Annotated in this window: 13 protein-coding genes; 9 read left to right on the forward strand and 4 right to left on the reverse strand. The window is 71.6% G+C overall.

Annotation, left to right across the window (positions count from 1 at the left end; translation table 11 throughout):
* Positions 1–8 precede the first annotated feature (8 nt).
* The 5 genes from AB0L89_RS02735 (at position 9) to AB0L89_RS02755 (ending at position 4,170) form a co-directional block, all read left to right on the forward strand.
* Positions 9–476, forward strand: a complete 468-nt coding sequence (locus tag AB0L89_RS02735) for a peroxiredoxin (RefSeq protein ID WP_365133102.1) — start codon at positions 9–11, stop codon at positions 474–476.
* A 255-nt stretch (positions 477–731) separates the two neighbouring features.
* Positions 732–1,307, forward strand: a complete 576-nt coding sequence (locus AB0L89_RS02740; protein WP_062781869.1) for a TerD family protein — start codon at positions 732–734, stop codon at positions 1,305–1,307.
* 131 nt (positions 1,308–1,438) lie between these two features.
* Positions 1,439–2,014, forward strand: a complete 576-nt coding sequence (locus AB0L89_RS02745; RefSeq protein ID WP_365133105.1) for a TerD family protein — start codon at positions 1,439–1,441, stop codon at positions 2,012–2,014.
* Between the two features lie 64 nt (positions 2,015–2,078).
* The gene (locus AB0L89_RS02750; protein ID WP_365133108.1) at positions 2,079–3,224 is read left to right on the forward strand and encodes a DUF475 domain-containing protein; all 1,146 of its coding nucleotides are present in this window, start codon (positions 2,079–2,081) and stop codon (positions 3,222–3,224) included.
* Between the two features lie 202 nt (positions 3,225–3,426).
* Positions 3,427–4,170 carry a Tellurium resistance gene (locus tag AB0L89_RS02755; RefSeq protein ID WP_365133111.1) on the forward strand — a complete coding sequence of 248 codons (744 nt, stop codon included), beginning with the start codon at positions 3,427–3,429 and terminating at the stop codon, positions 4,168–4,170.
* 140 nt (positions 4,171–4,310) lie between these two features.
* On the opposite strand, the gene AB0L89_RS02760 is transcribed toward AB0L89_RS02755, so the two are convergent.
* On the reverse strand, positions 4,311–5,186 hold the full coding sequence (locus AB0L89_RS02760; protein WP_365133114.1) for a TerD family protein: 876 nt from the start codon (positions 5,184–5,186) through the stop codon (positions 4,311–4,313).
* 269 nt (positions 5,187–5,455) lie between these two features.
* On the opposite strand from AB0L89_RS02760, the gene AB0L89_RS02765 reads away from it, so the two are divergent.
* Genes AB0L89_RS02765 through AB0L89_RS02780 form a run of 4 tightly spaced genes read left to right on the forward strand, consistent with a single transcriptional unit; the run spans position 5,456 to position 10,216 of the window.
* A complete protein-coding gene (locus AB0L89_RS02765; protein WP_365133117.1) occupies positions 5,456–6,628 on the forward strand; it encodes an HpcH/HpaI aldolase/citrate lyase family protein in 1,173 nt (390 codons plus the stop codon).
* A gap of 28 nt (positions 6,629–6,656) precedes the next feature.
* Entirely contained in the window at positions 6,657–9,176 is a 2,520-nt protein-coding gene (locus AB0L89_RS02770) for a phosphoribosyltransferase (RefSeq protein WP_365133120.1), read from the forward strand.
* Positions 9,173–9,982 carry an HAD family hydrolase gene (locus tag AB0L89_RS02775; protein WP_365133123.1) on the forward strand — a complete coding sequence of 270 codons (810 nt, stop codon included), beginning with the start codon at positions 9,173–9,175 and terminating at the stop codon, positions 9,980–9,982. Before AB0L89_RS02770 ends, AB0L89_RS02775 begins: the two co-directional genes overlap by 4 nt.
* A gap of 9 nt (positions 9,983–9,991) precedes the next feature.
* Positions 9,992–10,216: a zinc ribbon domain-containing protein gene (locus AB0L89_RS02780; protein WP_365133126.1), complete on the forward strand. Its 225-nt coding sequence runs from the start codon at positions 9,992–9,994 to the stop codon at positions 10,214–10,216.
* Positions 10,217–10,313: 97 nt separating this feature from the next.
* Here AB0L89_RS02780 and AB0L89_RS02785 read toward each other — a convergent pair whose 3' ends face one another.
* The 3 genes from AB0L89_RS02785 to AB0L89_RS02795 form a co-directional block, all read right to left on the reverse strand.
* On the reverse strand, positions 10,314–11,285 hold the full coding sequence (locus AB0L89_RS02785; RefSeq protein ID WP_365133129.1) for a sugar kinase: 972 nt from the start codon (positions 11,283–11,285) through the stop codon (positions 10,314–10,316).
* Entirely contained in the window at positions 11,282–11,902 is a 621-nt protein-coding gene (locus tag AB0L89_RS02790; protein ID WP_365133962.1) for a bifunctional 4-hydroxy-2-oxoglutarate aldolase/2-dehydro-3-deoxy-phosphogluconate aldolase, read from the reverse strand. Before AB0L89_RS02790 ends, AB0L89_RS02785 begins: the two co-directional genes overlap by 4 nt.
* A gap of 99 nt (positions 11,903–12,001) precedes the next feature.
* Positions 12,002–12,520: a DUF4383 domain-containing protein gene (locus tag AB0L89_RS02795; protein WP_365133132.1), complete on the reverse strand. Its 519-nt coding sequence runs from the start codon at positions 12,518–12,520 to the stop codon at positions 12,002–12,004.
* Between the last annotated feature and the right edge of the window lie 48 nt (positions 12,521–12,568).

Consider the following 12,568-nt stretch of genomic DNA (forward strand, 5'->3'; position numbering starts at 1 on the left):
CGTATCTCATGGCGCTCGCTGGAATTGCGACCGGCACCAAGGCCCCGGAGTTCGAGCTGAAGGACAACCACGGCCGGTCCGTGAAGCTCTCCGACTTCCGCGGCGAGAAGAACGTGGTGCTGCTCTTCTACCCGTTCGCGTTCACGGGCGTGTGCACCGGCGAGCTCTGCGCCCTCCGTGACGAGCTGCCGAAGTTCGTCAACGACGACACCCAGCTGCTCGCCGTCTCCAACGACTCCATCCACACCCTGCGCGTCTTCGCCGAGCAGGAGGGCCTGGAGTACCCGCTGGTCTCCGACTTCTGGCCGCACGGCGAGGTGTCGCGCGCGTACGGCGTCTTCGACGAGGAGAAGGGCTGCGCGGTGCGCGGCACGTTCATCATCGACAAGGAGGGCGTGGTGCGCTGGAGCGTCGTCAACGCTCTCCCGGACGCCCGCGACCTGAACGAGTACGTCAAGGCCCTGGAGACCCTCTGATCGCTCGGAGGGCGCTCTGTGCCCCTCTCGGGCGGCACCCGAAGATCTCTGCGGCCGACGCCCCGAAGGCCTCTGCGGCGGACGCCCCGAGGATCTCTCCGGGGACACCCGAGGATTCCTCAGGGGTGACACCCTGTGATTCTTCGGGTGCAGAGCCTGTGGCGGCCGGGAACCGGTCACTAGGATCCACACGTTGATCCGATGGCAACGCAACGCTTGGGGCTCCCCGCCCCTGGACACCAATTGGGAGGACTCGTGGGAGTCAGCCTCAGCAAGGGCGGCAACGTATCTCTGAGCAAGGAGGCGCCGGGCCTGACCGCGGTTCTGGTCGGCCTGGGCTGGGACGTCCGCACCACCACCGGTACGGACTTCGACCTTGACGCCAGCGCGATCCTGACGAACGCGGAGGGCAAGGTCAGCAGCGACCAGAACTTCGTGTTCTTCAACAACCTGAAGAGCCCCGACGGCTCCGTCGAGCACACCGGTGACAACACCACCGGTGAGGGCGAGGGCGACGACGAGGCGATCAAGGTCGACCTCGCCGCGGTGCCCGCCGACGTCGAGAAGATCGTCTTCCCGGTCTCGATCTACGACGCCGAGACCCGCCAGCAGTCGTTCGGCCAGGTCCGCAACGCGTTCATCCGCGTGGTGAACCAGGCGGGCGGCGCGGAGATCGCCCGTTACGACCTCTCCGAGGACGCCTCGACGGAGACCGCGATGGTCTTCGGCGAGCTGTACCGCCACGGCGCCGAGTGGAAGTTCCGCGCGGTCGGCCAGGGCTACGCCTCGGGCCTGCGCGGCATCGCGCAGGACTTCGGCGTCAACGTCTGAGCCGAGTTCGCCCCTTAGCCCTGTCGTCCGGCGCCGCACACACACCAGTGCGGCGCCGGACGTGCTCACCACCTTGTGTTCCCGGCACCATGGGAACTTCTGCTCTCGTCACCTCGGGGAGGACCATCACCATGGGCGTCACACTCGCCAAGGGAGGCAACGTCTCCCTCTCCAAGGCCGCACCCAACCTCACCCAGGTCCTGGTCGGACTGGGCTGGGACGCGCGCTCCACCACCGGCGCCCCCTTCGACCTCGACGCCAGCGCGCTGCTGTGCAACGCGGGCAGGGTCCTCGGCGACGAGTGGTTCGTCTTCTACAACAACCTCAAGAGCCCCGACGGCTCCGTCGAACACACCGGTGACAATCTCACCGGTGAGGGTGAAGGTGACGACGAGTCGCTCCTGATCGACCTCGCCAAGGTGCCGGCCAACTGCGACAAGATCATCTTTCCTGTCTCCATCCATGAGGCGGACAACAGGGGTCAGACGTTCGGCCAGGTCAGCAACGCCTTCATTCGCGTCGTGAACCAGGCGGACGGCCAGGAGCTCGCGCGCTACGACCTCTCCGAGGACGCCTCGACGGAGACCGCGATGATCTTCGGCGAGGTGTATCGCTACGGGGGCGAGTGGAAGTTCCGTGCAGTCGGTCAGGGGTACGCGTCGGGGCTGCGGGGCATCGCTCTAGACTTCGGGGTCAACGTTTCGTAAAGCAGGGGACCGGCGCGGGGGAGACCGCTACACGGGAGCCCGTACACACACGATTGGGTAGCCAGTGCTTCTGAAAACCTTCGGCTGGTCGTTCGCGGTCACCGCGCTCGGCCTGGTGGCCGCGGTGTTCTACGGGGGGTGGACCGGCTTCGGCGTCGTGGCGATCCTGTCCATCCTCGAGATCTCGGTGTCCTTCGACAACGCGGTGGTCAACGCCGGAATCCTGAAGAAGATGAATGCCTTCTGGCAGAAGATCTTCCTCACCATCGGCGTGCTCATCGCGGTCTTCGGCATGCGGCTGGTCTTCCCCGTCGTGATCGTGGCCATCAGTGCCCAGCTCGGCCCGATCGAAGCGGTCAAGCTCGCGTTCAACGACAAGGAGCAGTACCAGCAGCTGGTCACCGACGCGCACCCGTCGATCGCCGCCTTCGGTGGCATGTTCCTGTTGATGATCTTCCTCGACTTCATCTTCGAGGACCGCGACATCAAGTGGCTGGGCTGGATCGAGCGTCCGCTCGCCAAGCTCGGCAAGGTCGACATGCTGTCGGTCTGCATCGCGCTCATCGTCCTGATGGTCACCGCGATGACCTTCGCCACCAACGCGCACCAGCACGGCGGCGCCCATGTGGACAAGGCGCAGACGGTCCTCATCTCCGGGATCGCGGGCCTGATCACCTATCTCGTGGTGGGCGGACTCTCCAGTTACTTCGAGAACAAGCTCGAGGAGGACGAGGAGCGCGAGCACGAGCAGGAGGAAGAGGCCAAGAGGACCGGCAAGAAGGTTCCTGCGGTCGTGATGGCCGGCAAGGCCGCCTTCTTCATGTTCCTCTACCTGGAAGTCCTGGACGCGTCGTTCTCCTTCGACGGCGTCATCGGTGCCTTCGCGATCACCAACGACATCGTCCTGATGGCGCTCGGCCTCGGCATCGGCGCCATGTACGTCCGGTCGCTCACGGTCTACCTGGTCCGCCAGGGCACCCTCGACGACTACGTCTACCTGGAGCACGGCGCGCACTACGCGATCGGTGCCCTCGCCGCGATCCTCCTGGTGACCATCCAGTACGAGATCCACGAGGTGATCACCGGCTCCGTCGGCGTCCTGCTGATCGCCTGGTCCTTCTTCTCGTCCGTGCGCCGCAACCGCGCGCTGGCGGCGGCCGAGGGAAAAGAAAGCTCGGGCGAGAAGGCTGAGGTCTCGTCCGGGGTCTGAGGCTGACTGATTCCCTCGCCGCGCTGTCCGATTCCGTGTTCCGGAGTGTGACGACGGCCAAGGTGAGGAACGCTCTGTGCGGGGCGGCCGTCGAGGAGATGTCCTCGTGGCCGCCCCGTCGCGGTGAAGGGGCCGGCACCGCCGGCCCGCGGGGCCGGGAGCACCGGCACATGTAGGTGGCACGAGGGCACTTGGGGGCGGCATGTCCTTCTGGGACGGACTGTGGCGCGGGCGGTCGAACGACTTCGCGTCGGGCAGCGCGGCGACCAACTCGATCGAACTGACCAAACGGCACCCGGCGGTGTCGCTCTCCAAACAGGGCGCGGCCAGCGGCAACCTGCGCGTCAACCTCTCCTGGCAGATGCGCACCTCCGACCTCCTCGGCAAGCAGCGCGGGGGCGGCGGAAGTCTGCTGCGGCACCCCTTCCAGATGTTCCGGCCCGAGCCGGTCCAGGCGCATACGCAGAGCATGGTCAACGTGGACCTCGACCTCGGCTGCCTGTACGAACTGACCGACGGCGACAAGGGCGTGGTGCAGCCGCTGGGCAACTTCTTCGGGAGCCTCAACTCGCCGCCGTACGTGAAGGGCAGCGGCGACGACCGGTTCGGTTCGGGGTCGGGCGAGACGCTCTACATCAATCTCGACCACCGCGAGGCGATCAAGCGTCTGCTGATCTTCGTATACATCTACGACCAGACGCCGGCCTTCGACCGTACGCACGCGAAGGTCACGCTCTACCCCAGCAACGGCCCGCGCATCGAGATCGACCTGGACGAGCGCCAGCCGCAGGCCCGCAGCTGCGCGGTGGTCTCGATCGAGAACGTGAAGGACGAGCTGATGGTCCGCCGCGAGGTGAAGTTCGTCTACGGCTTCCAGGCCGAGCTCGACCGGCTGTACGGCTGGGGGCTCCAGTGGGGCCGCGGCTACAAGACCAAGGTGGGCTGACCCCGTGCGCCGGACGGGCGCGTCGGACCAGTCCCAACGGCCGGGCGCACCGGACCGGCCGCCGCACCCACCGGACCGGCCTCACGAACAGCGCGGCGCCCCGGAACCCCCGCCCCGCGCCCCGGAGCCCCCGCCCCGCCTCAGCGGTTCAGGAACTGCGGTCCCTGCGGCGGCAGCCGGAAGTTCGGGTCCGGGATCGGGGCCACCGGCTGGGGATAGCCGTAGCTGGGCTGGGCCACCGGGGCCGCGTGCGCGATCGGGGTCGGCTGGGTGGCCGCCGCGGGCGGATAGCCGTACGAGGGCTGGGGCGCCGGATGCCGGGGCGGCTCGGGCGGATAGCCGTACGCGGGCTGCGGTGACGACTGCGGGGCGTGCTGGGCCATGGACGGATGGGCGGGCTGCTGCTGCGGCACCGGCTGCTGCGGCGGCAGCGGGAGCGACGTCGAGGGCGCGGGCTCCGGCGCGGCGGACTCCGAGTCGTCCACCGAGATCCCGAAGTCGGACGCGAGCCCCTCCAGGCCGTTGGAGTACCCCTCGCCGAGCGCGCGGAACTTCCAGCCGTCGCCGCGGCGGTAGAGCTCCCCGCAGATCAGCGCCGTCTCCTCGCCGGTCTGCGGCGTGATGTCGAAATACGCGAGCGGTTCGCCCTCGGCGACCGCGGCGTCGTACAGCAGGATCCGCAGCGCGGGTACGTGCTGGAACGAGACGCCCTCCGCCGAAGCGGCCAGGAGCACCCGGCTCACCGCCGGGTCCATGCCCACCAGATCCGTCTGGATCGTGTCGGTCAGGCCCTCGGCTACCCGCTTCTTGCCGAGCCGCCAGACCTTGCCCCCGGGGTGGCGCGGCTGGTTGTAGAAGACGAAGTCCTCGTCGGAGCGGACCCGGCCGTCGCCGCCGAGCAGCAGCGCCGACGCGTCGACGTCGGGGACGCCCTGCCCGGGGGTCCAGCGCAGTACGGCGCGGACGGCCGAGGCCTCGAGAGGGACGTTCGACCCCTTCAACATCGCGTGCGTCATGCGGTCATCCTGCCTTCCCCCGCCAGGACGGGACAACGCGGGGGCCTCAAGGTCCCGACCGCGTCGGCAGGCGCCTGACCTGCGGGTGGTGCGAGCGTGCGACGGTTGTGTGCTGTGCGTGTACGACATGGCCGGGTTACCTGAAGTTCATGCCCGGCGGGAACCCCCGGCACCCGTCTCTACGTACTATTACCGGCCACATCATCACGGCCCACGTCGGCGGAACAGGCGAGAGCAGTCGGCGAAACAGGCGATAGCAGGGGAATCTCATGCGTCATTTCGGGCACATCGCCCCAGAGGTGCGGCAGCGCCTCTTCCACCGGGAGCCGTGTGCCTTCACCGCGGACTCCGCGCCCCACCTGCTCGCACCCGCCCTGGGAGCCACGCTCTACAGCCCCGCCACCCGCCCCCGCCTCGCCGACGACATCCTGAAGCAGGCCGGCCGTGGCGTGATCTCCATGGTGCTCTGCCTGGAGGACTCCATCGACGACGCCGAGGTCACGGCCGCCGAGGAGAACCTGGTCCGGCAATTCGCCGACCTGGCGGAGCGGGGCGTGGAGCCGCCCCTGCTCTTCATCCGGGTCCGCGCCGCCGAGCAGATACCCGACCTGGTCCGCCGGCTGGGACCGAGCGTCCGGCTGTTGTCCGGATTCGTACTGCCCAAGTTCACCGAGGAGCGGGGTGTCCCGTTCCTGGAGGCGGTCGTGGCCGCGGAGGGCGCGGACGGGCTCGGCGGGCGGCGGCTGTTCGCGATGCCCGTCCTGGAGTCGCCCGAGCTGCTCCACCTGGAGAGCCGCGCCGAGACGCTGGCCGGAATCGCCCGCACCGTCGACAAGTACCGCGACCGGGTGCTCGCGCTGCGGCTCGGCGTCACCGACTTCTGCTCGGCGTACGGACTGCGCAGGCCGCCGGACATGACCGCCTATGACGTGCAGATCGTCGCCTCCGTCATCGCCGACGTGGTGAACGTGCTCGGCAGGGCCGACGGCACGGGCTTCACCGTGACCGGACCCGTGTGGGAGTACTTCCGCGTCCAGGAGCGGATGTTCAAGCCGCAGCTGCGCCGCAGCCCCTTCCTGGAGGGCCGGGCCGACGAACTGCGCCAGGCCCTCATCGAGCACGACATGGACGGCCTGCTCCGCGAGATCGAGCTCGACCGCGCCAACGGCCTGCTCGGCAAGACCTGCATCCACCCCTCGCACGTGGTGCCCGTGCACGCGCTCTCCGTGGTCAGCCACGAGGAGTTCAGCGACGCCGAGGACATCCTGCGCCCCGAGCGCGGCGGCGGAGGCGTCCTGCGCTCCTCGTACACGAACAAGATGAACGAGGTGAAGCCGCACCGCGCCTGGGCCGAGCGGACCCTGCGGCGCGCCGAGGTCTTCGGCGTCGCCAAGGAGGACGTCGGCTTCGTGGAGCTGCTCACCGCCGGGCTTCCGGTCTGATCGAACCGGCTGATCGAACACAAGGGACATGACGTACGTGACGCAAGACGACAAGCACGCGGCGGCGCGGCCGGCGACCTGGTCGGGGACCTGGGTCGCCGAGCGGCTCGGGGTCGGGCTCGACGGCGACGACGCGCTGCCCGGGCTGCTCGGCCTCGCGCTGCGCCGCAACCCCAAGCGGGCCCACCTCCTGGTGTCGAACGTGCTGGGCAAGCACGTGCCGCAGCACCCTTCGGTCGTCCACGGCGCCGGGCACGACCTGGGCGTGCGGGTGCGGGACCTGCTCGGTGACGAGGAGGCCCGGCGCGCCGTCGTGCTCGGCTACGCGGAGACCGCGACCGGCCTCGGCCACGCGGTCGCCGACGGCGTCGGCCTCGCGCCCTACCTGCACTCCACCCGGCGGCCCGTCGAGGGCGTCGAGCGCGCGGGCGGCTTCGAGGAGTCCCACTCGCACGCCACCTCGCACCTGCTGCTGCCCGAGGACCCCCGCCTGCTCGCGGGCGACGGCCCGCTGGTCCTCGTCGACGACGAGTTCTCCACCGGCAACACGGTCCTGAACACGATCCGCGCCCTGCACGAGCGTTTCCCGCGCGGGCGGTACGTGATCGTCGCGCTGGTCGACATGCGCTCGCCCGGGGACCAGGGGCGGCTCGCCGACTTCGCCCGGGAGATCGGCGCGCGCGTCGACCTCGTCGCCACGGCCTCCGGGACGGTGCGACTGCCCGACGGCGTCCTGGCGAAGGGGAAGGCGCTGGTCGCCGAGCACGAGAGCGCCGCTCCGCCGCGGCCCCGGGGAGAGCGCGGCCCGGTCGAGCGCGTCGACCTCGGCTGGCCGGCGGGGGTGCCCGACGGCGGGCGGCACGGCTTCACGCCCACGCACCGCGCGGCCCTCGACGCCGCCCTGCCGGACATGGCGGCCCGGATCGCGAAGGCGCTGCCCGACACCGCGCGCCGGGTGCTCGTCCTCGGCTTCGAGGAGCTGATGTACGCGCCGCTCGCGCTCGGCGTGGAGCTGGAGCGGCGGACCGGTGCCGAGGTGCGGTTCTCCACCACGACCCGCTCGCCGGTGCTCGCCGTGGACGACCCCGGCTACGCGATACGCACCCGCCTCGCCTTCCCCGCGCACGACGACCCGGCCGACGGCCCGGGGACGCGGTACGCGTACAACGTCGCGGGCGGCGGCTTCGACGCGGTCGTCGCCGTCGTGGACTCGGTCGCGGACACCGCGGCCCTGCACGCCCCCGACGGGCTCCTGGCGCAGCTGTCGGCGCACATCGGGCACGTCCTGCTGGCCGTCGTCCCCTCGTACGTCCCCGCGCGCGCCCCCTCGCACCTCCCGGCGCAGACCTCGTCGCGCGCCCCCTCGCACGTCCCCGAAAGGCCCTCCATGCTCGCCGAGCCCCTCCGCGGCCCCGCCTTCTCCTCGTACGCGCCCGACGACGTCGGCTGGCTGTTGCAGGACCTCTCGGACGTCACGCTGGAGGCCCCCACGGAGGAGCGCGAGGAGGCGATCCAGAGCGGCGGCGCGCACTACGCCGAGTCGCTGCCCGTGGAGTACCAGCCGAGCGAGCGGTACCAGGAGCTGTTCCGTGCCGCGCTCGGCACCTCCGCCGCCCGCATCGCGCGGGCCGTCGGCACGGTCACCGAGACGGTCCTCGCCGAGCGGTCGCCGCGCCCGGTCCTCGTGTCCCTGGCCCGCGCCGGTACGCCCGTCGGGGTCCTGATGCGCCGCTGGGCCGCGTACCGGCACGGCCTCGACCTGCCGCACTACGCCGTGTCGATCGTGCGCGGCCGCGGCATCGACGCCAACGCCCTGCGCTGGCTCGCCGCCCACCACGACCCCGCCGACGTGGTCTTCGTCGACGGCTGGACCGGCAAGGGCGCGATCACCCGTGAACTGGCCGAGGCCATAAGGGAGTTCGAGGAGGCGGGCGGTCCCGCGGGCTTCAGCCCGGAGATCGCCGTGCTCGCCGACCCCGGTTCGTGCGTGCGCACCCACGGCACCCGCGAGGACTTCCTCATCCCCTCCGCCTGCCTCAACTCCACGGTTTCCGGGCTCATTTCGCGCACCGTGCTCCGGGCCGACCTGGTCGGCCCGGACGACTTCCACGGCGCGAAGTTCTACCGCGAGCTCGCGGACGCCGATGTGTCCGGCGAGTTCGTCGACACGGTCGTGGACCGCTTCGGTGAGGTCGCCGACGCGGTGGACGCGCAGGTCAAGGAGGTTCTCTCGGCCGACAGGGCGCCCACCTGGGAGGGCTGGGCCGCCGTCGAGCGGATCAGCGAGGAGTACGGCATCCACGACGTGAACCTCGTCAAGCCGGGCGTCGGCGAGACGACCCGCGTGCTCCTGCGCCGCGTCCCCTGGAAGATCCTGGCCCGCGCGGGCGCAGGGGCGGACCTCGACCACGTACGCCTGCTCGCCGAGCAGCGGGGCGTGCCCGTCGAGGAGGTCGGCGAACTCCCGTACACCTGCGTGGGGTTGATCCACCCCAAGTACACGCGCGGGGCGACGGGCGCGGACGGCAAGGCGGTGGTCTCCCAGTGACGCAGCTCGTCGCCAGCGACCTGGACCGCACGCTCATCTACTCCGCCGCCGCACTCGGCCTGACCATGCCGGACGCCGACGCGCCGCGCCTGCTCTGCGTCGAGGTGTACGAGGGCAAGCCGCTGTCGTACGTCACCGAGGCCGCCGCCGGGCTCCTCGACGAGCTGGCCCGCACGGCCGTCTTCGTGCCGACCACCACGCGCACCCGCGAGCAGTACGGGCGCATCCATCTGCCAGGACCGGCACCGCGGTTCGCGATCTGCGCCAACGGCGGGCACCTGCTCGTCGACGGCGTGTCCGACCCCGACTGGCAGGCGGCGGTCGCCCGGCGGCTGGCCGCCGAGTGCGCCTCCCTCGACGAGGTCCGCGCCCATCTGGTGCGCACCGCCGACCCGGCCTGGCTGCTCAAGGAGCGCGTCGCCGAGGACCTCTTCGCGTATCTCGTCGTCGAGCGCGCGCTGCTGCCCGATGAGTGGGTCAAGGAACTCGCCGCCTGGGCCGAGGCGCGCGGCTGGACGGTCTCGCTCCAGGGCCGCAAGCTCTACGCCGTCCCGAAGCCCCTCACCAAGAGCGCGGCGGTGCGGGAGGTCGCGCGGCGCACCGGCGCGCAGGAGATCCTCGCGGCGGGCGACTCGCTGCTCGACGCGGACCTGCTGCTCGCGGCCGACCGCTCCTGGCGCCCCGGCCACGGCGAGCTCGCCGACACGGACTTCGTGGCGCCGGGCCTCACCGTGCTGCCCGAGCGCGGGATCGCGGCGGGCGAGAAGATCGCCGGGGCGTTCCTCGCGGCGGGGCGGCGCGGCTAGCCTGGGCCCATGCCTCGATACGAATACCGGTGCCGGTCCTGCGGCGACACGTTTGAGCTGAGCCGGCCCATGTCCGAGTCCGGTGACCCCGCGGTGTGCCCCGTCGGGCACGAGGACACGGTGAAGCTGCTGTCGGCCGTCGCCGTCGGAGGGTCCGCGTCCGGGTCCGGGTCCGCGTCCGCCCCGAGCGGGGGCGGCGGGGGCGGCTGTTGCGGTGGGGGCTGCTGCGGCTGAGGGTGCCGTCCGGGGTCCGGCCCGGCGCCCGGCCGCGGGTGCGGCGTGGCGTGTCGCGCGGTTCCTCGCGCCCCTTGCGGGGCGCCCCGCGTGCCGTCTAGCGGACCACCGTGCCCGGCCCCGCTCCCAGCAGGCCCAACTCCGCCCGCGTGGGCGCCCCTTCCCAGTCGCCGTGCGAGGCCACCGCGAACGCGCCGGTGGTGACCGCCCGGTCCAGGCGGCCCGCGATGTCCTCGCCGTCGAGCAGCGCCGACAGATACCCGGCCACGAACGCGTCCCCCGCGCCCACCGCGTCCACGGCCCGCACCGCGCGGGCGGGGGAGCGGAGCGTGCCGTCGGCGGTGTGGGCGGTCGCGCCGTCCGCGCCGAGCTTGACCACGACCTCGCGGACGCCGAGGTCCAGGAGCGTCTTCTCCAGAGATACGTCACCGGAGGCGGCCCGCGACGGCAGGCACAGCGGCAGCTCGTCGTCGGAGGCGATGAGGACGTCGACGTACGGGATCCACTCGCGCAGCTCGGCCGTCGCGTCCTCGGAACTCCACAGCCGCGAGCGGAAGTTCACGTCCAGGCAGACCTGGGTGCCGTGCTCGCGGGCCAGCCGCAGGGCCCGCCGGCAGGCCCGCGCCGCGGACGGGCCGAGGGCCGGGGTGATGCCGGTCAGGTGCAGGACGTCCGGCGGCGCGGCGGCGAAGGCGGCCTCGACCGCTTCGGGGGCGAGCCGTGAACCCGCCGACCCCGCGCGGTAGTAGTGCACACGGGTCACCTCCGGCAGCCGCGGCTCGAAGAGGATCAGACCGGTCGGGGCGGCCCCGTCGCGCGTCGCCGCCGTGACGTCGACGCCCTCCGCGCGCAGCGTGCGCAGCACCAGCTCGCCGGCCTCGTCGGCGCCGACCGCGCCCGCCCAGCGGACGGCGTGGCCGAGGCGGGACAGGCCGATGGCGACGTTGCTCTCGGCGCCCGCGACGGACACGGCCATCGAGCCGCCCAGCTTGAGGGGGCCGCTGCCGCGCAGGGCGACCATGCTCTCGCCGAGGGTGAGGACGTCGCGGGGCGTCTCGCCCGCCCTCACGAGGTCACCTTCACGAACTCCGCCGCCCGCGCCCGCAGGGCGGCCAGGTCGCCGCCGTCCGCCGCGTCGCCGATCAGCGGCGAGCCGACGCCCACCGCGACCGCGCCGAGCGCCAGATACGCCTCGGCGGCCGCCGCGTCCACGCCGCCGACCGGCACGAAGGGTGTCGTCGGGAAGGGGCCGCGCAGTGCCTTGAGATAGGCGGGGCCGCCCATCGCCGACGCGGGGAAGATCTTCAGCGCCGTCACGCCCGCGGCCTCGGCCGCGATGACGTCGGTCGGTGTGAGGACTCCGCCGAGCACCGGCAGGCCGCGCCGCACCGCCTCGTCGACGCCCGCGCCGAGGCCCGGCGTGACGATGAGGTTGGCGCCCGCGTCCGCCGCGGCGCGCGCGTCCTCGGCGGTGAGGACCGTGCCCGCGCCGAGCCAGGCGTCGGGGCCGAGTTCGGCGCGGGCCCTGCGCAGCACGCCGAGCGCGTCGGCGCCGCTGAGGGAGACCTCGATCAGCGGGACGCCGGACTCGGCGAGCGTCATGACCGTACGGAAGGAGGCGTCGGGGTCGCCGCCGCGCACGATGGCGACGAGACGGCGCGCCCGGAGAACCGCGGGGAAATCCAACAGGTCGAGCATGATCCCAGATTCGCACAGGTGACCACGGCCGCCTGATCCGGGTGGCGGGGAGGCCCGGTCCCGGTGCCTCCGCCGCCCGTCCGGGAGCTAACCCGCCCGCTCCGGGTGCCTCGCCTTCCAGTACGGGTTGTCGTGCGGCAGACCGCCGCTGACCCTCCCGTACATCCCGAAGGTCATGAGCAGCAGGCCCACCACGAAGCTGAACAGGACGTTCTGGATGCGGAACGCCAGGAAGTTGAACCGGCTGTCCAGCAGGGCGAGATTGACGAAGCCGCTGAGGATGAATACGACGCCGATCACCATGTTGAGCGTCGAGGCCGCGTTGCCGCCGATCACCATGCCGACGAAGAGCAGCAGGCCGACGGCGATCGACAGGACGCTGAGCGCGCCGTTGGTGTTGAGCCCGGCGACGGTGTCACCGCGGGTGTCGAAGAACCCGATCTTGTCGATGAGGCCGAGGACGCCGAACGCGAGAAGCACGAGCCCCATCAGGCCGGCGCCCACGCGGTAGACCCTGCTCAGCCGGTGGTCGACCGGCAGTTCCTCGTCGAGGGTGATGCGCCGCTTGCGGCCCTTCGTCCCGGGGTGGAGTACGTGTGTGGCCATGTCCGTCTCCCTGATAGCGCGGAGGCCGTACGTATCTCCAGCATCAGC

Source organism: Streptomyces sp. NPDC052114 (genome assembly GCF_040680155.1).
Classification (GTDB): Bacteria; Actinomycetota; Actinomycetes; order Streptomycetales; family Streptomycetaceae; genus Streptomyces.